Raw genomic sequence first — 22,270 nt, forward strand, 5'->3', positions numbered from 1 at the left:
CCGGGCGTTGGCAGTCGCGTACGTGCGCGATGGCGCCACACCTTGCATCCCTGCTGAAGACGATCAGCGGCAGGGATGCACATGCACATGCGGTGGCGCATCCATCAGACGCGCGCTGTGCACGCGCATCGGCGCTCGGCGTTGGTGCGCCTTTCCCCGCAAAGCGACTCCTGCGTCACCGGCACGCAGCGGAGCACTGCGTGCCAGCTGCTGTGCGCCACGCTCAGCCCAGATACGGCCGCTCGTTGGTAAACAGCAAGTTCCGTGCGCCGTCGCGCCATGCCTGCGGACAGCGCTGGCCGAGCAACACCGCCGCCATCGCATATGCCACGCCGCGTCCGGTCAGGCTGACCCCCTTCAATGCCGCCTCGGCATCTTGCTGGCTGTTGCCGGCCTGCACGGCGGTAAAGAAACGCGAGATCGCCGTGGCGTCGTCGCCGAGATCGCGCAGGGTGGTGTCGCGCGCTGCCTGCACCGGCCAGCCCTGACGTGCGGCCAAGGCCCACGCAACGGGTGCGGTGAAATAATCGATCCCCGCCTCATCGCCGAGCGCGCGTGCCTGTTGCAGCAGTGCCGCGGTGGCGCCCTCCGATGCTGCCGCCAGCCGCACCAGCCTTGCCTGGACATCGGGGTCTGCGGCAGCGCCCGCCACCGCAGCATCCAACTGGCCAGCGGCCAATGCGTGATAGCCCTGGTATGGCGTGTCTTGCGTGCCCTCGCCGCTTGCCAGCGCAAGCATCGAGGCCAGCGCTGGCGAGCGCTGCGCCATCGCCGCAAGATCCGGGGCAAGGCCACGGTAACGCTGCAGCCGCACCAGCTGCGGCACGATGTCATCAGCCATCGCCGGAACCTGTGCGACTTGTTCGTAAAGCGCTTGCGCTTCCGGCAAGCGGCCTTGTTCGGCATGCACGGCGGCGGCGGCGCGTTGCAGCCACGGATCGTTCGGCCAGCGCGCGTGCGCATCGAGGAAGGCCCGATCGCGCGCCGCCGGGTCGCTGCCGCAACGGATCGCCGCGTACTGCAATGCCGGCGCGTCGGGGCGGGCCAGGGCCATCGCGGCGTGCTGTTTGCAGACCTGAGCACGCTGCTCCGGAGTGGCGGTGTCCTGCTGGACGCGCAAAGCCACCACGTCCAACGGGTCGCGCTGGAGGCGCTCGGCCAGGATCGCCGGCACTGCCTGTGGCGCCGCGCGTTGTAGGCGATCCAGCCATTGCTCCAGATAGGCCGATTGCGCGCCATCCCAGCGTGCATGCGCCTGCATCAGCGCCAGATCCTGCGCAGGTGTCAGCTCGCCCAGTAGTTGGTGCGGTGGCCGATCGGACACCGCAGTCACCACATCGCGGTACTGGCTGCCCTTGCCGCTGACCGTTTGCGGCGGCTCGTTGAAGACCGCCTGCGCGGTGGTGCGTTCCCAGCGTGCGTTGTCGAGATGGCGTGTGCTGTCTTCTGCTGCCGCGCCATAGCTGGCGCGCCAGTGCAGCAGCAGGGCTGCGCCGGCCACGTTATAAGCGAACTGGCCGCCGTGCCCGCCGCTGGGCGCATCGAAGGTTTCGATCACCCCGCCCGCCGCCGAGCGCGTGCTGACGTGGTGCGTTGCCTGCTCTGCCAGCTGGAACACATGGCGACCGTTTGGCGGCAACGAGGCGATCTGGTCGTCGATGCGCACCGTCACCGTCTGCTGCAAGCCGTTGTAGGCCACCACCTCGGCCAGGCCGACCGTGCCGCCGGCCCACAGCACCCCGGCCACGATGGACGCGGCCACCGCAACGCGCGCAACGGAGGGAAACAGGCCATCGGCGGCCAGAAAGCGCTGCCACAGGTTTTGTTTGAGGTTGCGCTGACGCTCCTCGCCCGGCAGACGCACCGGATAATCTGCAGGTGCCGCCGCCGGTGTGTCGCTGGTGGGGGCCGGCGCGCCGTGGCGCATCTGCTCGGCCACTGCATCTTCGGCGTGCAGCAACTGCTCCAGGCTGGCATCGCGCAGCTCGCCCAGCGCGCTCATGGTGACCTGCACCCAGCCCTTGGCCGCATCCATCCACGGGTTGATATTGTTTTCGTCGGCCTCGGACAGCCGGAACTCCGGCAGGCACTGCTGCCACTGTTCTTTGCCCAGGGCAGCGGCCAGCGGCGCATTCAAGCGCATGTGCGCGACCTGTTCGTACACCCGGCGCAGCACCCGTTGCAGTTCATTGCACGCGGCCACCAGCTGGCGCAGCTCCTTGGCCGACACCCGGCCATCGGCGATCACGCTGTGGAAGGTCTGCAGGTACAGCAGATGCGCATCGTCCAGATCGGCAAGGGTGTGGTCGGTGTAATGCAGCACGGCCAGGTAGCCACGCAACAGCTCGGGCCAGCCGCCGCCGAGGGTGTTGGCTGCGGCCAGATGCACGCTGCGGCAGCGTCGGTCGTGGCCGCTGACCCGCGCACGCAACACCTGCAGTTCGTCATCGAGTGTTGCGATCACCGCAGGCAGCTGCGCGCGCGTCAGGCTGGTGCCTTTCCAGGTCACCACGCCGCCATTTGCACGCAGCCGGCCGTCCATCAAGGCCTGCAGGCTGGCGCGTTGCCGCTCGCGTTCGCGCAGTTGCTCGATGGCCTGGCCATCCTCAGGCAGGTACAACCCATCCAGCGCCTGCAGCAGATCGCCCTGCGGCAACGGATCGGCGTAGAGCTCGGCCACGGTCCGCACAGCGCGGGTGCAGGAGCGGCCCAGGTACAGGCCTTGATAGCGCCGCGATAACGATAGGGCTGCAAACTCGCGCTCCAGCGCGGCCAGCGACACCTCGATGTCCACACAGGTGGGCGCCTGCCCGTTGAACAAGCCGAGCGAGACCTGCTCGCGCAGCGCTTGTGCGTTGCGCAGCACGTCCATGGCCGGGCGAGCGTCGATCGGGCAGGCGATGTAGTGACGCTTGAGGTTTTCTTCGCGCGCTGCGCTGGGCGGGTGGGTGGCCCACATCTGCGAGGGTTGTGCGATGTCGTTCTGAAACAGCCGGTACGCGTGCGCCGCATCCTCGGGCACCGCCGGTACCACGCCGTGGCCGGGGTCGTTCAAGACCACGCGCATGTGTTCGATGGTGCGCGACTGGATGGCAAACAGATCCTTGACCGGCCGGTCCTGCGCAAACTCGCGCCCGGCAAAGCGCAACGCGCGCTGCCAGCCGTCGTCGGCCGCTTCCAGCTTGTGCAGCGCGTGGACGAGGGCGTCGCTGCCGGTGAGCGAGGCGGCTACCAGATCGGCCTGGTATTCCATCTCGCGCGATAACGCACGCTGCGCCAGCACCACGCCGCGGAAGGCGATTTCGACCAACGAACGGATCGACCACACGATCAACGACAGGCCCCAGCCGATCCACGCCACACGCAGGTCGATCCGCGACAGCGTCGCCAGCAGCTTGTCCAGTGCATCGCGCTTGCCCACGATATGCGCGGCGATTTGCTGGGCGATGTAGACCCAGCGGCCCACCGCCATCGTGCGTTGGGCGAAGTGGCCGAATTCGTGGGCGAGCACGGCCTTCAATTCGCCCAGGTTCAGCACATTGACCAGGCCCAGGCCGATATCCAGATTCTTGCGCGAGGGCAGCAGCAGGTTGAGCAGCGACAGGTCGTAAAACACGCCGGCATTGACCTGCGCCGACAGGTAGACCTTGTGCGGACGTGGTGCACCGGCTTCATCGGCCAACCGATGCAGGAACGCGAACAGCTCCGGTTGCTCGGCCGGGCGCAGTTCCAGCGCGCGCGTATCGCGCTCGGCACGCTTGTTGAACACCAACGCCTTGGCCATGAAGACGGCCAGAAACGCGGCGCCTACCGCCACCAGCCACATCCACACGGCCTGCTCGCCGCCGGAGCCCTGCAGCAGCCCGGACGCCAGCCGATACGCCGTCCAACCGAACCACCCCAGCAATCCCAGATACACGGCGATGAAGCCGCCCAGCCCGAGCATGGCCAGCCAGGCATTGCGTCGGTATTTGCTGCTGGGTGCGGTGAGCCGTTCCGGCACTACCGCCGGGCCTTGCGGATAGAGCGATTCCATTCTTCGTCCCTGTAATGAGTGACCGGGCGCAACGCAGTCAATCGGCATCCCGGCCGGGTGATTCGATGTCCAGGTGCGATCTCCCCTCGCCCCCGACGCGCCAAAAATAACGGACTGCTGCTGCAAAATCCATGTGTGCCTGCGGGCAGCGCGTGCGGCCACGCGCGGCCCGCAGGCAGCAACACGTGTCAGGCGGGCTGTGCTTCCCGTTCCGCCTGGAGCTGCTGCACCGCCTGCCTTGCCGAACGGGTCAGCGGCGTGGGTAGCGCATCCAGGGCAAACCAGCCGATATCCAGCAGCACCTGCGGTTCGCGCAGTTCGGCGGTCTCGCTGCCTTCGATCGTGGCCAGATACACCGGCGCCACCCAATGCTGCGGCGGGTCCATGTCCGGCTCGAAGTGGCTGACCACGCACAGCACGCGCTGCGGATGCACCTGCAGGCCGGTTTCTTCCAGCACTTCGCGCACTACCGTGGCTTCCACCGTTTCCATCCAGTCCACCTTGCCGCCAGGCAGGCCCCAATGCCCCTGCTCGGGCGCCCGCCCGCGCAACACCAACAGCAAGTGGCCATCGGCGCGTTGGATGAAGGCACCGCAGCCAACGCGGGCACGCAGATCGGAATGGGGCATGAGCTGTCTCGTGAGCGGGCTGGCAATTGTCCCAGATGTGGCCGTACGGGTAACGCGTCACGCGCAGGTTGGCATTGTTCCGGCGTGGGTGACGTCCCCGTCCACCGCTCACGTCTTCCAGGTACAGCTCACCTGCATCGCGCCTGGGCGTCAGCGCGTGCCTTGCCGCGCAGCGTCACCGCCGCCTGACACTGGGCGCAACGTCCCTCGCACGCGCTAGTGGCCAGGAACCGCTGCGCGCGCGCCGGCCGCAAATCCGTGGGCGCGTGCGGACCATGCAATCGCCCATCCGATTGCCAGCAACACTGCCATGGCGGTCGGAAAGCTCTGCGCTCCCCAATGCTCCAGCAGCACTCCGCCCAACACGCCACCGCCGGCGATGACGCTGTTCCAGGCCACGACATTAAGCGACAGCGCGACATCGGCGCCGTCTCCTGCGCTATCGGCAAGCGCGGTTTGCAACAGGGTCGCCGCACCGCCGAAGGTCAGCCCCCACACCGCGACGCACGCATACACGACCGGCTGCACTCCCTGCAGCAAGGCCAGCACCACCGACACCCCAAAGAACGTCGCCAACGACACCAGCACGGTGCGGCGCAGATGCTGTTCCACCAACTTGCCGGCGATACCGATGCCCAGCAGCGCCGCCATGCCGAAGGTCAGCAGCAGCACGTCCACGCGATGGCCCAGGCCTGCACGTGCGGCGAACGGTGCCACGTAGGTGTAGAGAATGTTGTGCGCCAGCATCCAGGCCATCACCGTGGCAAGCACCGGGCGGACGCCGGGCGTGCCGAGCACCTTGCGCAACGGCACCCGCTGCGTTGCGGTCTGGCCGGGGTAGTCCGGCACCTTGAGCAACACCCAGACGATCAGCGCGACCGTCAGTGCCGACATGGCCGCGAACGCGGTGCGCCAGCCGATCAGCCCGCCCATCCAGGTTCCCAGCGGCACGCCGAGCGACAGCGCAATCGGTGTGCCCACCATCGCAATCGCCATGGCCTTTCCCTGCTGTTCCGGTTGAACCATGCGCCGGGCGTACCCGGCAAGCAGGCTCCACGCCAGGCCCGCCGCTGCGCCAGCGAAGAACCGTGCCACCAGGGTCAGACCATAGTGGGTGGATAGCGCGGTGACGGAGTTGAACACCAGGAAGCCGACGATGGTGAGCAACAGGACGCGACGACGACGCCAGTGCTGGGTGGCGATGGTCAACGGGATCGCCGCCAGCAGCGAGCCCACCGCATAGGCGGTCACGGTCTGCCCGGCGAGCGCGGGGGTCACTGCCAAGCCGTCGGAGATCTGCGGCAGCAAGCCAGCCGGCAGCGTTTCGGTCACGATGCAGATGAAGCCGGTCATGGCCAAGGCCAGCAGCGCGGCGATGGGTAGCGGAGCAGCACCGGCAGGTGCCGGCGAGGCAGTGGAAGAAGTCACAAGATGTCCTTGGTCATGAGCAATGAAATTCTTTATTTATGTATCGATCGATACATATATGAGAAAAAAAGAGACCCGCTGCGCAGGCCTGTCGACATTGTCATCTCGCGACGTCGCAAGATATGTATCGATAGATATAAATCTAGGTCGGTAGTCCTTGGTTGTCAATGACATATGTATCGAATAGTATTTATCTAAGCGGCGGAGCGCGTTATGGCACAGATGGGCAGACCACGGACCTTCGATCGGGATGTCGCGGTGGAGGAGGCACTGCATTTGTTCTGGGAACAGGGTTACGAGTCGACGTCGCTCAGCCAGCTCAAGGCTGCGATCGGCGGCGGGATCACCGCGCCCAGCTTTTATGCAGCGTTCGGTTCCAAGGAAGCGCTCTACAAAGAATGCATGGAGCGCTATCTGGCGGCTTACGCGCAGGTCACCCACTGTTTGTGGGATGCATCGCTTGCGCCAAGACAGGCGCTGGAACTTGCCCTGCGGCGCTCGGCCAAGATGCAGTGCGAACGCGGGCATCCAAAGGGCTGCATGGTTGCCTTAGGGGTCATGAGCGCGCCATCCCCGGAACTGGCTGCGATCTCAACCCCGCTGACGCGGTCGCGCGCGCGGACACGTGCGGGCATCCGCGCCTGCGTGGAGCGGGCAATTGCCAGCGGAGAATTGGCAGCCGACCTCGATGCAGCCGCATTGACCTGCGTCTTCGACAGCTTCCTGCTTGGGCTTTCCACGCTCGCCAGGGATGGCGTGGGCTTCAAGCTGATGGATGCAGCCATCGCGCAGGTGCTGCAGCTTTGGGATCACAACAGCGCTGGATAGCCGATGCCTGGCAATCGTTCGGTGCGGCAGCGCGCATGCATCGCCCGCCGCGCCGCGTCCACGGCAGCGACAACACGTATCGCTTGATGGCGGCTCCCATCAGAGAACGGTGACACCGCATGGCGAGCGCTCATCAGCTTGGGATGGACGGTGTCGTGCCCCGACAGTGCTGCGCTCTGCTCACTGCCTCTGGTCGCTGACAGCGTTCTTCGCGCCTGCAAATCTTGCACGATCGATCCATCGGAAGAACTCACACCCCTCTGCGCTGACATCGTCTTAGCGTCGCATTGGCGAGGATGATCGCCCTCGGCGCTGTGTCGGCGCGCATCGGTTGGAGTTGTGCATGTCTCGTATCCTCGTCATCGGTGGCCACGGCAAGGTGGCACGTTTACTCACCCCACTGCTGTTGACCAGCGGGCACCACGTCACCGCGCTGTTCCGCAATCCCGAGCACGAAGGCGATGTCATTGCCGATGGCGCCACGCCGGTGGTGTTCGACATCGAACACGCCGACACCGACGCCATCGCCGCGCAGCTGGCCGGCCACGATGCGGTGGTGTGGTCGGCCGGTGCCGGTGGCGGCGATGCCGCGCGCACCTATGCGGTGGACCGCGATGCAGCCATCCGTTCGATGCATGCGGCCGAACAGGCTCGCGTGCGCCGCTACGTCATGGTGTCGTATCTCGGCGCCGGGCTGGAACACGGCATCGGCCCGGATGACGGGTTCTTTGCCTACGCGCAAGCCAAGGCCGCGGCCGACGCGCATCTGCGCAGCACCCATCTGGACTGGACCGTGCTCGGCCCCGGCCGGCTGACGCTTGATCCAGCGTCGGGCCGCATCACCCGCGACCCGGGCAGCGATGCCGACGGTGGCGTCTCGCGTGCCAACGTGGCTCAGGTGATCGCCGCAGCACTGGCAACGCCGGCCACCATCGGCAAGACCGTCGGCTTTATCGACGGGCAGACCCCGATCCAGGACGCCTTGTCGCAGCTGGACTGAACACCAGGCCTGTCGCAACCCGCTGCACGGGCGCAACACGACCAGGCCTAACGTTTTCCTAAACCCGGCCTCGGCATAGTCGCGGGCACACCCCACTGTGGAGTCCGCTGATGTCTGCGCCTCTAGCCCCGCGCCGTGCCGGCATCCTGCCGCCGTATCTGCTGGACCATATGGCACAGGCGGCGCCCGAACATGCACGCCATTGCGCGCAACTGTCCCGCCAGATCACCGCCCACCTGCGCCAGCAGCGCGCGCGTGGGCTGCTGGCACGCGGACAGGCCCTCGCAGCGGATGCCGCACCGGCCATGCAAGCGGTGCGGCGGCGCATCTACGATGCGCAACAGGGCACCGCATTGCCCGGCATCCTGGTCCGCGACGAGGGCGCTGCGGCCACCGATGATGTGGCAGTGACCGAGGCCTACGATGCTCTCGGTGCCACGCACGAGTTCTTCCAGACCGTCTACGGGCGCAATTCCATCGATGGCGCAGGCATGCCGTTGATCGGCAGCGTGCATTACGAGCGTAGCTACGACAACGCGTTCTGGGATGGCGAGCAGATGGTGTTCGGCGATGGCGATGGCGAGGTCTTCAACCGCTTCACCATCGCCATCGATGTGGTGGGCCATGAGCTCGCTCACGGCGTCACCGAACGCACCGCCAACCTGATCTACCAGGGGCAATCGGGCGCATTGAACGAATCGGTGTCGGATGTGTTCGGGGTGCTGATCAAGCAGTACACGTTGCACCAAACCGCAAGCGAGGCCGACTGGATCATCGGCGCAGGCCTGCTGATGCCTGGCATCAACGGAGTGGGCCTGCGCTCGATGCGGGCGCCCGGCAGCGCGTACGATGACCCTGCACTGGGAAAAGACCCGCAACCGGCCACGATGGCCGACTACGTCAACACACAGGAGGACGATGGCGGCGTGCACTACAACTCCGGCATCCCCAATCACGCGTTCTATCGCGCTGCGGTCGCGATCGGTGGCGCTGCGTGGGAGACAACCGGCCGCATCTGGTACCGCACGGTCACCGGTGGCGAACTCGCCGCAACTGCGGATTTCGCCACCTTTGCCGCACGCACCGTCACTGTCGCCAGCACCGATTACGGCGCTGACAGTGCAGAGACACGCGCCGTGCAACAGGCCTGGCGCGACGTAGGCGTCCTCGCATGAGTCCACAGCGGCCGCCGGTGGAGTTGGGCGTGACGCTACGTCTTGCACGCGAGGGCGGTGTGGCGGCGTTCCCGGCCATGCGCCGCGAGCGGCAACTGCCAATGGATGCGTTGGACGATGCGCAGCGGCTGCACCTGCGCGCGTTGCTGGACCAATGCCTGGTGCATGCGTTGCCGCGCCCGCAGGCTGGTGGCGGCGACCGGCGCTATTTCAGCATCGCCTGGGACGGTGCCAGCGAACCGTTGCGCATTCCCGAAGAACACGCGCCGGCCGAAATTGTGCGGCTGTGGAAGCAGGGCACGCTGTAGCGCGCGGTGTGCTGCACTGAGCATGCGCTTGGTGCACCGCGCGCGTGCACATACCGCGCAAACGAAGACACCGCGCAGTGCACGGTGTCTGTCGAAGGTGGTCCAACTGCGGATGCCTGCACCCTTTAAGCTGCCTAGATGCTCTAGAACTGCACAGCTGGTGACGCATGGTGGGGATCGGTGCGTTAGCGCAACGTGCAGCGTAGGGGTCAGCTTGAAGACACGCCCATCATTGCTGCACTGCAGCCCTCGCTGCAGACCCCATCCCACGCCCTTGCAGCAGCTGACACTGCGCACTGTGTGCACGCCCGCCTGCTGTTACGCACCCCAACAACACGATGCACGCGTGATCACTGCCGGCGCGCAACGCCAGGTGCGCCGACGTTGCCACGCGCATTCGGATACGGCGCGCTCAGTGCTCCGTCTGCGCTTCTACCAGATGCGCCAGCAGCGTCAGCGAGTCCTGCCATCCCAGGTAGCAGGCATACAACGGAATCTGCTCGGGGATGCCGTCCTGCACGATGTGCACATCGGTGCCGCAGGGCAGCGCGTGCAGCTGCACGGTGGTCAGCATTGTGCCCGGCAACGCCGGGTCGTCGAACACGTCGTTGTAGCGCAGCAGGGCGCTGGGCTGCAGCTCCAGATACGTCCCGCCAAACGCATGGCGCTGGCCATTGGCGAAGTTGGTAAACGCCATCCGGAAGGTACCGCCCACCTGCGCATCCAGATGCTCGACGGTGCCGGTGAAGCCGGCAGGCGGCAGCCACTTGACCAGCGCATCGGCATCGAGGAAGGCGCGGTAGATGCGCTCGGGGCTGGCACGTAAGACGCGGTGGAGCGTAACGGTGGACATAGGACACCCGCTTGGCTGGCATAGGACGTCCATCATGCTACCGGTCGATGACGCTGGAGTGCAGCTGCAGCGCTGGTGGGCGCGGCGGACGGCATCGCAGCATGCGCAGCGTGACGCGCCATGGCCGCGAATACATCGGTATGGTGGGTCGTTGCAGCCTGCCACGCCGCGCTTCTTCCTGGGCGCCTGCGGTCACGCGCTGCGCCCATCACTGCACGCGACATTGCCGCCGCGCCCGCCATCGCCGATAGTCGCGGCATTCATCAGACAACGACCTATGATGCTCGCGATTGTGTTGCTGCTTATTGCCGGACTTGTCGCTGTGGCGATGATTGTCGGTGCCATCGTGTGGTGGATGCGCATGCGCCAGCACGCGCCCGAGGCCTCTGCCCCGGCAGCCGGTGGTTTCGCTGCGCCCGATGCGCCGGCCGCGCGAACCTCGGTCGCACCGGCACCGATCGCGATGGACGAGCAAGCGCCGCCGCAGCCAGCGCCTGCCGCAGCGCAGCCCTTGCAGGCCGAGCCGCCACCGATGCGTCCGCTCTTGCGCCGCATGTATGCCGCCGTGATGGCCAACCCGTCGCTGGCCGACGGCAGCCTGCCCAGCGACCCCGCACAGGTCGCCGTGCTGGAAGTGGCGACCGCAGCGCTCGACCATGTCGACCTGCGACCGCAGCTGTTGCCGCGGCGCCCGCATCTGCTGCCGCAGCTGATGCGCGCGGTGAACGACCCGGACGCGTCCGGGCGCGGTATCGCCGCCATCATCGCGCAAGACCCCGCGCTGTCGGCCAACCTGCTGCGCATCGCCAACAGTGCGCTGTACCGCCCGCAAGGCGCTCCGCTGGAAAGCCTGGAGCGCGCGGTGGTGCATATCGGCACCGAGGGCGTGCGCCAGATCGTTGCCGCGGCGGTGATGCAACCGGTGCTGAGCCTGGATGGCGGCCTGCACTCGCGGCTGCCCGCGGCGGTGTGGGACTACGCGCTGCGCACTGCCACCGCAGCGGCCGCCTATATGCGCGAACGCGGCGGCGACACCTTGTCGGCGCAGTTGGCCGGCCTGCTGCAGGGCCTGGGCGCGGTGGTGATCCTGCGCGTGCTGCGCGACGCCTATGCCGAACGCCCCGGCTTGCCCTACAGCCTGGAGGTAGCTGCCGCCCTGGTCGAGCGCCACACCGCTGCGGTGGCCAAGACCATTGCCACCACCTGGGAGTTGCCGGCGGTGCTGGGCACCGCACTGGACGAACAGCGCCCCGAGCACGACACCACCTTGCTGGCCACCAGCCTTGGTCGCGCACTGCGCTACGGCCGCCTGGCCGCCGCGCTGGCCATGCTGGCCCGCTGCGGCGCCGAGCAGGAGGACCACGCCCTCAGCGTGCTCGCCACGCTGGAACCGGATGAAGACGCCAACGCGGCGTTGTGGCAGCGGCTGGTGGCTGCCAGCGTGGAGTAGATCGGCAGCTGCCTGCAGTTGGCTCGCGCATCGCGTGCATTGGCCGTCATCAGCGCAAGCGTTGCGCTGCTGGCCTGCACCGCTGCGCCGACCGGCTGATCACGCCGCCAGGCTGGAGGCATCTGCCGGACCCGCTCCCCGCTCCCCGCTCAACGCGCATGGCATCGGCGCGCAGCCACACGAACAACCCGAACAACTGATCGACCGGGCGGTCTGCCGCCGCACGCGACGCGCGGGAGCGATGTCGAGTCGGTCACAACGCGTTGTACCGGCGCTGGCCAGCGCCGTTTCCGCTTCGCTCGCCACGCTGTGGCTTCGCATCGCAGTCTCCGAGGCGGCCGGCAGTCTCCACAAGCTAAGCAACGGTCTGATCCGCTCGCTGCATCACGACCTTGGGATGACATGCCGGCTGCAACGCACGTGCGCAATGACCGTGCGCGGCGGGGTGCGTGTGATCGCCACACCCTCGCAGCGCCTCCTCTGCCACAGGTGCACCATGTCCCAGCGCAATGCCGGTACCGTGCGACACCCGCTCGTCCTGCTGTTTGGTCTCTTGCTGGCTGTGCCGCTATGCGTCAGCGCGCAGCAGCCGGTGCAGGCGGCCAGTGCCAACACCCCGTATATCGATCGCATCGCCTATTCGGTCAAGGCCGATGCCGGGCTGGATGCCAGCGTCGCCAACGAGCGCTCTGCGTTGATGCATTACCTGTGGCGCGGCAAGCACGACACCGTGGCCTACAGCGTACGCACCGGCCACCTGATTGCACGCGACGCTGCCGGGCAACCGCAAGCGACCTTGTCGTATGTGGCCTACACCGCGCCGGCACGCAACGGCAAACCGCGGCCGCTGACGTTTTTCTACAACGGCGGTCCCGGCGCATCGGCATCGCTGTTGCATCTGGCCTCTTTCGCACCCAAGCGCATGGCCACCGCAGCGCCCAGCTTCGGCAGCTGGCCCAATTACCCGATGGTGGACAATGCCGAGAGCCTGATCGCCAGCACCGACATGGTGTTTATCGATCCGCCGGGTACCGGCCTGTCGCAGGCGATCTTGCCCAACACCAATGCCAGCTTCTGGGGCAGCGATGCCGATGTGCGGGTGATGCGCGACTTCATCCAGCGATATGTGCAGGTCAATCGCCGTGCCAATGCACCGCTGTATCTGTTCGGCGAATCCTATGGCACCACCCGCTCCGCCATGCTGGCGCTGGCGCTGGAATCGGCGGGGGTACGTTTGCGCGGCATCGTGCTGCAGTCGTCGATCCTGAACTACTACGCCGACACGATTGCGAGCGGTGGGCTGTATTACCCGGATTACGCAAAAGGCATGAAATACAGCGGCGACACCATCGGCGGCTATTTCCCCAGTTATGCCGCAGTTGCCGCGTATCACAAGCAGACCGAGGTCAGCGCAAGCGATGAGTTCTATGCGCTGCAGATGCGCGCGTTCGTCAGCGTGGTGCACGCGGAGTTTCAGCGCTATGGCCCCACCTGGGTGCTCAGTCAGTACGGGTTTCCAACCATCCTGGGCAAGCCGGTACAACCCGGTGCAGCGGTGCTGACGCGGTGGCGGCCACTGTCCGGGTTGACCACGCAGGCCTTGCAAGGCTACTTCTCGCTGGCCTCGTTCAATCAAGGCCTGCTGCCCGGCACTAGCATCGGCCGCTACGATGGGCGCGTCAGCCTACCCAACAGCGACGGGCGACTGAAGAAAGATAACGATCCGTCCAACATCCTGATCGAGCGCCCCCTGACCAACGCGCTGGCGCAGCAGTTCCGCACCTATCTGGGGTATAGCGCGCCCAACGCGACCTACACCTCGCTCAACATGGACATCATCAACGTCTGGGACTTCCGCCATGCAGGCCGGCTGCTGCCAGATACCCTGCCAGACCTGCTCGGCGCGCTGCGCCTGAATCCGGCGCTCAGGGTCTTTGCGGTCAGCGGTTATCACGATCTTGCAACGCCGTTCTACAGCAACGAAAAACAACTGGCGCGGCTACGCACCATTCGCAATCTCGATGCCGATGTGCAGGTGGCCACCTACGCGGGCGGCCACATGATCTATCTCGACGACAACTCGCGCCCCAAGTTGCAGGCCGACCTCACCGCCTACTACGCCAACGCGCCGATCGCCGATGCCGTGCCGTTGGCCTTGCTGGATTCGCCATGGCCGGACAACCGCAACGTCAATGCCGCGACTGCTGCAACCGCAACGCCATGATCGCGCTCCGCTCATCCATCACGAGGAACTCCTGATGCGCCTGCTCCGCTGCCTCCGTTACGCCACCGCCATGCTTGCCGTGGTGGCGACCACCGTCAGTGCGCAAGCGTTGCCGCCGCAACGCGTCGCGTCCATCACACCCAACGCCCGCCACGGAGGGATCGATGGCCCATTCATGCCCATCGCGCAGCTCGGCCCCGAAGCGGAGCGCACGGACAGTACCGGCGACACGCTGGAAGACCAGGCGCAACAGCGCATCACCAGCACGCTCGACGAGAGTGGTGCACTGGCGCATCGCGATGCGCTCACCAAGCAGCAGGCGCAAGCGCGCGGACTGGGGTTTGTCGCCACGCACTTCGAGCAGATCGATCGCAGCGGCAGCGGTCGCGTCACACTGCAGGACGTCGAGGCGTACTTGCGCGATCAACGTCGCGACAAATGATGCAGACCACTGCAGCCACCAGTGAACACCGCCTCTGTCATGGACGCATGGCTGCAGCAGGGTCGCGGCGCAGGCACTCGCAGCGCGGGCGAGTTCCTGCCCGCACACTCACCCCTGGGTGGAAATCAGTTCCTTCACCCGCGCGGTCAGCACGCTCACGCTGAAAGGTTTGGTCAGTACCGCCATGCCCGCTTCCAGGTGGCGGTCGTCCAGCAATGCGTTTTCGGCAAACCCGGTAATGAAGAGCACCTTGAGACCTGCGCGGTGGGCGCGGCCGGCATCGGCCATCTGGCGGCCGTTCATGCCGCCGGGCAGGCCTACGTCGCTGATCAACAGATCGATGCGCGCGTCCGATTGCAGCAGGCCCAGGCCTGCCACGCTGTCGCCGGCTTCGATGACGGTGTAGCCCAACTCCTGCAGCACCTCGCCCAGCAGCAGACGGATGGACGGTTCGTCGTCGACGATCAGCACCGTCTCGCCGGCATCGGTGGGGGTGAGTTGCAGCGGGTGGGCATTGGCATCGGGCTGCGCTGCATCGCCCAGGTGACGCGGTAGATAGAGACACACACTGGAGCCCTTGCCCACTTCCGACTGGATCCGCACCTGCCCGCCGGATTGCTTGGCAAAGCCGTAGATCATCGACAGCCCCAGCCCGGTGCCTTCGCCTAGCGGCTTGGTGGTGAAGAACGGATCGAACGCGCGTGCCACCACGTCCGGCGGCATGCCGGTACCGGTGTCGCCGACGCAGAGCCACAGGTACGGGCCCTGCCGCATGCCCAGTTGCCGCGCCAGATCGTGGTCGATCCAGTGGTTGCCGGTCTCGATCCGCAGACAGCCGCCATTGGGCATGGCATCGCGTGCGTTGATGCACAAATTGAGCAAGGCATTTTCCAGCTGCGATGCGTCCACCAGCGCAGGCCACAGTGCGGCGTTGGGCGTGTACTCCACATGGATGCCCGGGCCCACCGTGCGCTGCACCAGCTCCAGGATATCGACGATCAACTGGCTGACATTGGTCGGCTTGGGCAATAACGTCTGCCGCCGTGCAAACGCCAGCAAGCGGTGCGTCAAGGCCGATGCGCGGGTGGTGGCGCTCTGCGCGATGCCCAGATAGCGCGGCAGCTCGGGAAAACGCTGCTGCTCCATGCGCAGCGTCATCAACTCCAGTGCGCCGGAAATGCCGGCCAGCAGATTGTTGAAGTCGTGCGCCAGCCCGCCGGTGAGCTGACCCACCGCTTCCATCTTCTGCGATTGGCGCAGCGCTTCTTCGGCGACCATCAGCTCGCGCGTGCGCGCGGTGACGCGCTGTTCCAGCGTCTCGCTCAGCTCGCGCAACGCGGCCAATGCGCGGTCGCGCTCTTCGGACAAGGCGTGCCGCGCATCGATGTCCAGCAACACGCCCGGAAACCGCAGCGGCGTGCCGTCGGGCGCATGTTCGACGCGGCCATTGGCCTCCAGCCAGTAGTAATTGCCGTCGCGACGCTTGACCCGGTACTGGTGCGCATAGGCGCCGCCACGTGCGGTCGCTTCGCTGATCGCCGCGCGCAGGCCGTCGCGATCGTCCGGATGCACGGTGGCGATGACCTGCTCCAACGGCAGGCCGGTGCGACTGATGGACGGATCGAAACCGAAGGTGTCGGCAAAGGCCTCGTCCACCGAAAACGCATCGGTGGGCAGGTCCCAGATCCAGGTGCCGATGATGGCGCCGGCCGCCAGCGCCAACTGCACGCGCTCGGCATTGCGGCGCGCGACGATCTCCGCTTCCAGCGCGCGATCGCGCTCGCTGGTACGGCTCACCACTTCATGCACCAGATGCGTGTTCGCATTGCTCAGCATCGCGTTCTGAATCTCGCGATGGCGCTCGGCCGCCACTTGCGCGGTGGTTTCGATGGCGATGTTCAACAGCCCCACGATGCTGCCGTCTTCGCCGCGGATGGGCGAGGCAGTGGAATTCCAGTACGTGGTTTCGCGCACGCCGTTGCGCACCATCGGCAACGAAACAACGCCCTGGCCGTAGCCGTCGCCGGTCCGCATCACCTGTGCAAAGTCCTCGGCGATGGGCGCATAGGTTTCACCCCAGACCTCGGCCACCGGTTGCCCCAGTGCATACGGATGGCGGTCGCCCAACGATTGCAGGTAGACATCGTTGTAGAACAGGCGCAGTTGCGGCCCCCACAGCACCGCACCCAACAACTTGGCGTTGAGCATCATCGACAACGCCGAGCGCAGCGATTGCGGCCAGGTCTGCGGGTCGCCCAGCGGCGTGGCCGCCCAGTCGTGCGCACGGATCACCGCGCCCATGACACCACCGCCGGAGAGGAATTCCAGACCGCTCGGCTCGATGGCGGGGTGCGCTGTGCTCACGTGGTGGCGGCCGTGCCTGGTTGTGAAGTGGGCGCATTGTGGCATGCGCCCCTGCGCGGGATGTGCAGTGCCTGCGCGGCGTCGCCCGGGTGAGGCGGCCGGTGTCTGCGGTGGCGTGGGCAGCGTGGTTGCCTGCGGTTACCGCTGCGACATGGCGGCAGCTGACCAGGCCTGTCGGCACCCACACCGCCCCGACGCGACACCCAAAAAAACACCGGGCCATCCCTAGATGGCCCGGTGTCGAGCGAGTCGCGGCATCCATTGCCGGGAAGGGTTACCCCTGCACCTTGCTCACGTCCTGCTCCTTGTCGACAGCGCCGGCTTGCGCACGGCGCCCTGCTGCAGGCCACGGTCCCCACCGTGGGCCTTCAACGCAAGCGCTTATACCTCGATGATCGGGTCGGTGCGGCGGCCGATACGGCCAGCGCCAAACGCAATGCCGGCGCCCAGGATCAGCAACACCAAGGTGGTCCAGGCCGCGCGCGACACGCCACGGGCAGCTACATCACCGGCCTCGCGGGCCTTTTGCTCGGCGGTGCGCTTAAGCGCGGCGTACTGCGCCATGGCCTGCTGATAGGTCTGCGCGTAGTTGTCGGCAATCTGCTCGGCCTGGGCGCGCGGCTTGCCGGTGCGGGCCATGATCAGGTTGACCAGGGCATCGCGGTCGGCGGCGTCGATGGCCGGCTTGGCCTGGGCACGCACCCGATCGAACCAGGCGGCAAAGGCGTCCGGTGCGGCCTGCGGGGTCTGCGCCGCGTCGCTGGCGGTGGCCTTGCCGTCGGTGGTGGCACCTTCGGCCTGGTCCTTCAAGCGCTCGGGGTTGAGCTCGGCCTTGCCGGTCTGGCGCAGCACCGTTTCCAGCTGACCGCGCAGGTCGCCCCACTCCAGGTCGATGCCCTGCTTCTTGAGTTCATCCTGCACACCGTTACCCAGCGTCGGTGCGGCGGCGGCAATGCCCTGACCGGTCAGCGACAAGCCTTTGCCGACCACGCCGGACACCGCGCCCACCGCGCTGCTGGCCAGCGCGGCCACCAGCCAGAGGGTCACCAGCGAGGTCACCGCCCAGCTCAGCAGGCCGTGCGTGCCGCCGCGGGAGGTCGCAAGCCGGCCGGCGACAAATGCGCCCACCGCCATCGAAATCAGGGTGCTCACGCCCAGCCAGATGCCGGCGCCGGTGCCCAGCCCGCTGACCGGGTTGACCTCGCGCAGCGGGTCGATGGTGGACGCGCCGATCGCGGTGCCCAGCACGCTCAGGGTCAGATAGGTCACCAGCGCGACGGTGCAGCCGGCGAGCACGGCGCCCCACGACATCTTGGGAGCGTAGGAATGACGGATAACCTGTGCCATGGAGTGGCCTCGTTACAGTGGAAAAGTGCGGCTAGTGTGGAAGTGGCACCGGCTGGACGCCTGAGCCGAATGCACCAGTGCAGCTAGTGCATTCGCGTCAGGCAGCCGCTACCGTGAGCGCCCACTGTTGGTTTCAACCGCCGTTGTTTGCCCGAGGGTCACCCATGTCGTCAGGCAGTGAAGCCGCATCCCCCAGCAGCCCGCCCAGTTCCACCAATCGCCGCCAGTTGCAGCAGATCATCACCGGCCTGAGCGAAGGGGTGATCCTGATCGAGCCGGATCAGACCATCACCTGGGCCAACGAGGCCGCGCTGGCCATGCATGGCGCCAGCGAACTTGCCGAGCTCGGCGCCACCGTCAGCGATTACCGCACGCGCTTTCAGTTGCGCTATCGCAACAACCATCGCTTGAATGCCGGCAACTACCCCATCGACCGCGTGATTGCCGGCGAAGTCTTCAACGACGTGGTGGTGGAAGTGGTGCGCGAAGGCACCGATGCGCAATGGGTGCACCGCGTGCGCAGCCTGGTGCTCACCGACGCGCAAGGCGAACCGGATTGCCTGGTGCTGATCGTGGCTGACGCCAGCGATTGGGCCAGCGCCGAACAACGCTTCGAGCGCACCTTCAACGCCAATCCTGCGCCGGCCTGCATCTGCCGGCTCGACGACAAGCGCTACATCAAGGCCAATCAGGGCTTTCTGGAAATGACCGGCTACACGCGCGAAGCGGTGGTAGGCAAGAGCGTGTTCGAAGTGGACGTGATGGAAATGGCCGACCGCCGCGAGCTGGGGCTGGAGCGGCTCAACGAGGGCGCCACCATCCCGCAGATGCAGGCCGAACTCAGCCTGCCCGATGGCACCACCAAGCTGGTGGTGGTGGCCGGCCAGCCGATCGAAATCGGCGAAGAAGCCTGCATGCTGTTTACCTTCATGGACCTGGAACCGCGCCGCCGCGCCGAAGTGGCGTTGCGTCAAAGCGAGGAGCGCTTTGCCAAGGCGTTTCGCATCACCCCGGTGCCCACCCTGATGTGCAATGCAGAAACCTTGCAGATCGTGGAAATCAACGACGCCGTCTCGCAGATCACCCAGTACGCCACCGAAGACATCGTCGGCAAACCCATCGAAGACATCGGCCTGTTTCCCAGCCGCCAGGCCTACCAACAGTTTCATCGTGCGCTGGCCGAGACCGGCAGCATGCTCAATGTCGAATACGCCATCGCGCGCAAGGACGGCGAGCAACTGGACTGTCTGGTCTCCGCAGAAACCGTGAGCATCCACGGCGTGCAGTGCTATCTGCTGTCGTTGATGGACATCACCGACCGCAAACGCACCGAGATGGAACTGGTCACCGCCATCGAAGCGGTGATGCAGGACGCTTCGTGGTTCAGTCAGAGCCTGCTGGAGAAACTGGCCAACGTGCGCCGCGCCAACCGGCCCAGCCAGACCAGCGGCTGCGGCATCGCCGAGCTCACCGACCGTGAGCGCGACGTGCTCGGACACATCGCCGAAGGCCTGGCCGACAAGCAGATCGCGCAGGAACTGGGCGTCTCGCCCAATACGGTGCGCAACCACGTGGCGGCGTTGTATTCAAAGATCGACGTGCATAGCCGCGGTGAAGCGATCGTCTGGGCACGCGAGCGCGGCTTTGTCGGTCGCAGCGCCAAACCGGCAGTGCGCAAGAAGTAACTGCACACGTGGCGCGAATGCACTAATGCATTTAGTGCATTCGCAACTGGGCCGGCCAAGCGCGAGCGCACATCATGCTCACACCGGCCCGGAGACACTGGGCGGGTTCCCCAAACTACGAGAAACGTCCCATGGATAAGAACCGTATCGAAGGTACCGCCAAGCAGATCAAGGGCTCGGTCAAGGAAGCCATCGGCCGTGTCACCGGCGACAAGAGCACCGAGCTGGAAGGCGCCGCCGAAAAGAATATCGGCAAGGTCCAGGCCAAGGCCGGTGAAGTGGCTGACAAGGTGCGTGACGCTTCGAAGTAAGCGTTGCGTGAGGGTTTGCGAGGTTGGAAGAGTGCGAGAGTTGGCGCGATAAGTTGATGGTGCGACGAGTTGCAGGCGGTAGCCGAACAGCAGCTTGTCGACGCCTTGGATCAAGTAGCAGTGTGGTTGTGCCAAGCAAGAGCTAAGGCTGTTCCAGGCAAGAGCTTAGTTGGCTGAATCGAGTAGCAACTTGATTGGCTGCATGAGGTGTCTGGATGGATGATGTGTCTGGATCATCTGCTTGCTACGACGGATTATCTGCTCGTGTCGACTCGCGCTACCCATTAACTCGCATTGCGAAGCGTTAAAACGCTGGACACCCTCACCACCAAGCGCCAGACAAACAACGACGCCCCGACTAAATCGGGGCGTCGTTGTTTTTATTGTATCCAGTCAAAAACCAAATGACCTGACCAAGCGAAAACCAGCTAACGCACGCTCGGCAAGCCAACCAAAGCACGTACAGCCTCTCTTCTCCCTTCGGGAGAAGGTGGCCCAAAGGGCCGGATGAGGGTACGGGCGAAGCCTGATGCAACTGAGCCATCAAGTGTGGCCGTACCCTCACCCCAACCCCTCTCCCGCGGGGAGAGGGGCTAGTCAGCGCGTACATCCAACCCATCCGTCTGCGCCCTGAAGCAATCACGCCGTTCAACGCTCGCATCGCGCCACGGCCATCGCGCTGGTCTAGCGTTCGTATGCAAACCAACCAAAGCACGTGAAGCCACTCCCTTCTCCCTTCGGGAGAAGGTGGCCCGAAGAGCCGGATGAGGGTACGTGCGAAGCCTGGTGCAACTGAACCAGCAAGCGTGGCCGTACCCTCACCCCAACCCCTCTCCCGCAGGGAGAGGGGCTAGTCAGCACGTACATCCAACCCATCCGTCTGCGCCCTGAGGCAATCACGCCGTTCAGCGCTCGCACCGCGCCACGGCCATCGCGCTGGTCTAGCGTTCGTATGCAAACCAACCAAAGCACGTGCGGCCATTCCCTTCTCCCCTCGGGAGAAGGTGGCCCGAAGGGCCGGATGAGGGTACGGGCGAAGCCTGGTGCAACTGAACCACCAAGCATGGCCGTACCCTCACCCCAACCCCTCTCCCGCGGGGAGAGGAGCTAGTGGCCGCGTACTTCAACAAGCGCTGTCACAGCGCCTTCTTCCTGTGTCACGTGGTGCGCCTCAATGGTTGCTAGCGCTGCAACCATTGACGCGCGGCGCTGTTGTTATGGTTCGCCCGATGCCAGCAACTGTGCACTGGAAGATGACGCCGACGCCCTTACTCACACCGGCCGATACGTCTGCGCCATAAACCCACTTGGGAAGGTCTTGGTGCCGATCAGCGTGAGCGGCCGTGGTGCGGGCAGGCCATCGAAGATCGGCAAGCCCTTGCCCAGCACGATCGGGTACACGCCCAGCACGTACTCATCGACCAGGTTGTGCGCAATCAGACTGCGCGCAAACGCCGCACCGCCATGCGCGATGATCGGCTTGTCACCGTGCGCCTTGAGCTTGGCCACTTCTTCAGCGAGATCGCCACTGGCCACATAGGCCTGCGACCAACTCTGCGCGCCATCCTGCAATGGTGCGCCTGCCGCGTCGGCCTTTGCCTGCGCAGCCTGGAGCGCGGTAACAGCCGCTTCCAATACTGCTGCGCCCTGCGCAGAAAACACCGCCTTAGGGATCTGATTCATCGGCGGCGCAAACGGGGAGGTGGCCGTTAGCCAGAAAGTCGCCATGCCCTGAAAGACGCGGCTGCCCATGATATGCAGGCTGGCCTCCCACGCAGTGGCGACCTTCCAGGCGATCGCTTCCTGGTCACCGCTGAACATCCAGTCCACCTCGCCATCGGGCCCACTGACAAAGCTGTCCAACGACACCGACATCATCAATTTCAGTTCGCGCATTGCAGTTTCCTCGTGCGCCCTTGCAGGAGCGAGACGGTGGTGGGCGGCATACCAGCCTTGCAACAACGGCGACTGGACTGTACGGAATTCGACATGCGCGTGCATTGATTTGCCTGCGGCCATACAGACCCTCCGGCAGCGAGCGCGGCCTTGCGGCAGGGCTGGGACAGTCTTGGTCCCCGCTTCTGACGATCAAAGGAGCTTCGCTGGCATCTTTTGGGGTGCTGCCGCGTCATCTGTCCAGGCATACCTAATCGACTCGCGAGCGAGAGCAGCGGGCAGGCACCTGCAGTA

General features: G+C 65.7%; 17 protein-coding genes. 9 read left to right on the forward strand and 8 right to left on the reverse strand.

From position 1 onward, the window contains the following. Nucleotides 1–223: 223 nt before the first annotated feature. The 3 genes from ABQU90_RS19220 to ABQU90_RS19230 all read right to left on the reverse strand — a co-directional run bounded on the left by ABQU90_RS19220 (nt 224) and on the right by ABQU90_RS19230 (nt 6,093). Nucleotides 224–3,946 carry a M48 family metallopeptidase gene (locus tag ABQU90_RS19220; RefSeq protein WP_323521131.1) on the reverse strand — a complete coding sequence of 1,241 codons (3,723 nt, stop codon included), beginning with the start codon at nt 3,944–3,946 and terminating at the stop codon, nt 224–226. Nucleotides 3,947–4,224: 278 nt separating this feature from the next. Beyond that, nucleotides 4,225–4,665, reverse strand: coding sequence for an NUDIX domain-containing protein (locus ABQU90_RS19225; protein WP_323520891.1), 441 nt, complete (start codon nt 4,663–4,665; stop codon nt 4,225–4,227). A 216-nt stretch (nt 4,666–4,881) separates the two neighbouring features. Continuing rightward, nucleotides 4,882–6,093: an MFS transporter gene (locus tag ABQU90_RS19230; RefSeq protein ID WP_323520890.1), complete on the reverse strand. Its 1,212-nt coding sequence runs from the start codon at nt 6,091–6,093 to the stop codon at nt 4,882–4,884. 213 nt (nt 6,094–6,306) lie between these two features. Here ABQU90_RS19230 and ABQU90_RS19235 point away from each other — a divergent pair, with 213 nt between their 5' ends. Beyond that, the gene (locus tag ABQU90_RS19235) at nt 6,307–6,921 is read left to right on the forward strand and encodes a TetR/AcrR family transcriptional regulator (protein ID WP_323520889.1); all 615 of its coding nucleotides are present in this window, start codon (nt 6,307–6,309) and stop codon (nt 6,919–6,921) included. Here ABQU90_RS19235 and ABQU90_RS19240 read toward each other — a convergent pair. Next, on the reverse strand, nt 6,903–7,175 hold the full coding sequence (locus ABQU90_RS19240) for a hypothetical protein (protein WP_153066505.1): 273 nt from the start codon (nt 7,173–7,175) through the stop codon (nt 6,903–6,905). The genes ABQU90_RS19235 and ABQU90_RS19240 overlap by 19 nt on opposite strands. Nucleotides 7,176–7,264: 89 nt before the next feature. Here ABQU90_RS19240 and ABQU90_RS19245 point away from each other — a divergent pair, with 89 nt between their 5' ends. The 3 genes from ABQU90_RS19245 to ABQU90_RS19255 all read left to right on the forward strand — a co-directional run bounded on the left by ABQU90_RS19245 (nt 7,265) and on the right by ABQU90_RS19255 (nt 9,404). Next, nucleotides 7,265–7,921: an SDR family oxidoreductase gene (locus ABQU90_RS19245; RefSeq protein WP_055852806.1), complete on the forward strand. Its 657-nt coding sequence runs from the start codon at nt 7,265–7,267 to the stop codon at nt 7,919–7,921. Between the two features lie 110 nt (nt 7,922–8,031). After that, nucleotides 8,032–9,096, forward strand: a complete 1,065-nt coding sequence (locus ABQU90_RS19250; RefSeq protein WP_055852803.1) for a M4 family metallopeptidase — start codon at nt 8,032–8,034, stop codon at nt 9,094–9,096. Then, nucleotides 9,093–9,404: a protealysin inhibitor emfourin gene (locus tag ABQU90_RS19255; RefSeq protein WP_055852801.1), complete on the forward strand. Its 312-nt coding sequence runs from the start codon at nt 9,093–9,095 to the stop codon at nt 9,402–9,404. Before ABQU90_RS19250 ends, ABQU90_RS19255 begins: the two co-directional genes overlap by 4 nt. Before the next feature lie 412 nt (nt 9,405–9,816). On the opposite strand, the gene ABQU90_RS19260 is transcribed toward ABQU90_RS19255, so the two are convergent. Continuing rightward, on the reverse strand, nt 9,817–10,293 hold the full coding sequence (locus ABQU90_RS19260; RefSeq protein ID WP_238691690.1) for an SRPBCC family protein: 477 nt from the start codon (nt 10,291–10,293) through the stop codon (nt 9,817–9,819). Between the two features lie 241 nt (nt 10,294–10,534). On the opposite strand from ABQU90_RS19260, the gene ABQU90_RS19265 reads away from it, so the two are divergent. The 3 genes from ABQU90_RS19265 (at nt 10,535) to ABQU90_RS19275 (ending at nt 14,373) form a co-directional block, all read left to right on the forward strand. Beyond that, nucleotides 10,535–11,707 carry an HDOD domain-containing protein gene (locus ABQU90_RS19265; RefSeq protein WP_323520888.1) on the forward strand — a complete coding sequence of 391 codons (1,173 nt, stop codon included), beginning with the start codon at nt 10,535–10,537 and terminating at the stop codon, nt 11,705–11,707. Between the two features lie 496 nt (nt 11,708–12,203). Next, entirely contained in the window at nt 12,204–13,931 is a 1,728-nt protein-coding gene (locus ABQU90_RS19270) for a S10 family serine carboxypeptidase-like protein (protein WP_323520887.1), read from the forward strand. Nucleotides 13,932–13,965: 34 nt separating this feature from the next. Continuing rightward, on the forward strand, nt 13,966–14,373 hold the full coding sequence (locus tag ABQU90_RS19275; protein WP_323520886.1) for a hypothetical protein: 408 nt from the start codon (nt 13,966–13,968) through the stop codon (nt 14,371–14,373). Between the two features lie 108 nt (nt 14,374–14,481). Here ABQU90_RS19275 and ABQU90_RS19280 read toward each other — a convergent pair whose 3' ends face one another. Then, the gene (locus ABQU90_RS19280; RefSeq protein WP_323520885.1) at nt 14,482–16,737 is read right to left on the reverse strand and encodes an ATP-binding protein; all 2,256 of its coding nucleotides are present in this window, start codon (nt 16,735–16,737) and stop codon (nt 14,482–14,484) included. A 381-nt stretch (nt 16,738–17,118) separates the two neighbouring features. Further along, entirely contained in the window at nt 17,119–18,084 is a 966-nt protein-coding gene (locus ABQU90_RS19285; RefSeq protein WP_323520884.1) for a hypothetical protein, read from the reverse strand. A gap of 164 nt (nt 18,085–18,248) precedes the next feature. Here ABQU90_RS19285 and ABQU90_RS19290 point away from each other — a divergent pair, with 164 nt between their 5' ends. Both ABQU90_RS19290 and ABQU90_RS19295 read left to right on the forward strand, forming a co-directional pair. Continuing rightward, on the forward strand, nt 18,249–19,769 hold the full coding sequence (locus ABQU90_RS19290; protein WP_323520883.1) for a PAS domain S-box protein: 1,521 nt from the start codon (nt 18,249–18,251) through the stop codon (nt 19,767–19,769). Between the two features lie 131 nt (nt 19,770–19,900). Next, entirely contained in the window at nt 19,901–20,080 is a 180-nt protein-coding gene (locus ABQU90_RS19295; protein ID WP_115514837.1) for a CsbD family protein, read from the forward strand. A 1,272-nt stretch (nt 20,081–21,352) separates the two neighbouring features. Here the strand turns inward: ABQU90_RS19295 and ABQU90_RS19300 are convergent. Beyond that, nucleotides 21,353–21,976, reverse strand: a complete 624-nt coding sequence (locus tag ABQU90_RS19300; protein WP_323520882.1) for a dihydrofolate reductase family protein — start codon at nt 21,974–21,976, stop codon at nt 21,353–21,355. Nucleotides 21,977–22,270 lie beyond the last annotated feature (294 nt).

Origin of the sequence: Xanthomonas sp. WHRI 10207, from assembly GCF_040202975.1 — a bacterium.
Lineage (GTDB): Bacteria > Pseudomonadota > Gammaproteobacteria > Xanthomonadales > Xanthomonadaceae > Xanthomonas.

Bases quoted from the DNA above. Each gene is read 5' to 3' on its own strand.
- ABQU90_RS19220 (WP_323521131.1), bottom strand. From the start codon at position 3,946: ATGCTCGGGCTGGGCGGCTTCATCGCCGTGTATCTGGGATTGCTGGGG.
- ABQU90_RS19225 (WP_323520891.1), bottom strand. From the start codon at position 4,665: ATGCCCCATTCCGATCTGCGTGCCCGCGTTGGCTGCGGTGCCTTCATC.
- ABQU90_RS19235 (WP_323520889.1), top strand. From the start codon at position 6,307: ATGGCACAGATGGGCAGACCACGGACCTTCGATCGGGATGTCGCGGTG.
- ABQU90_RS19245 (WP_055852806.1), top strand. From the start codon at position 7,265: ATGTCTCGTATCCTCGTCATCGGTGGCCACGGCAAGGTGGCACGTTTA.
- ABQU90_RS19250 (WP_055852803.1), top strand. From the start codon at position 8,032: ATGTCTGCGCCTCTAGCCCCGCGCCGTGCCGGCATCCTGCCGCCGTAT.
- ABQU90_RS19255 (WP_055852801.1), top strand. From the start codon at position 9,093: ATGAGTCCACAGCGGCCGCCGGTGGAGTTGGGCGTGACGCTACGTCTT.
- ABQU90_RS19260 (WP_238691690.1), bottom strand. From the start codon at position 10,293: ATGATGGACGTCCTATGCCAGCCAAGCGGGTGTCCTATGTCCACCGTT.
- ABQU90_RS19265 (WP_323520888.1), top strand. From the start codon at position 10,535: ATGATGCTCGCGATTGTGTTGCTGCTTATTGCCGGACTTGTCGCTGTG.
- ABQU90_RS19270 (WP_323520887.1), top strand. From the start codon at position 12,204: ATGTCCCAGCGCAATGCCGGTACCGTGCGACACCCGCTCGTCCTGCTG.
- ABQU90_RS19275 (WP_323520886.1), top strand. From the start codon at position 13,966: ATGCGCCTGCTCCGCTGCCTCCGTTACGCCACCGCCATGCTTGCCGTG.
- ABQU90_RS19285 (WP_323520884.1), bottom strand. From the start codon at position 18,084: ATGGCACAGGTTATCCGTCATTCCTACGCTCCCAAGATGTCGTGGGGC.
- ABQU90_RS19290 (WP_323520883.1), top strand. From the start codon at position 18,249: ATGTCGTCAGGCAGTGAAGCCGCATCCCCCAGCAGCCCGCCCAGTTCC.
- ABQU90_RS19295 (WP_115514837.1), top strand. From the start codon at position 19,901: ATGGATAAGAACCGTATCGAAGGTACCGCCAAGCAGATCAAGGGCTCG.
- ABQU90_RS19300 (WP_323520882.1), bottom strand. From the start codon at position 21,976: ATGCGCGAACTGAAATTGATGATGTCGGTGTCGTTGGACAGCTTTGTC.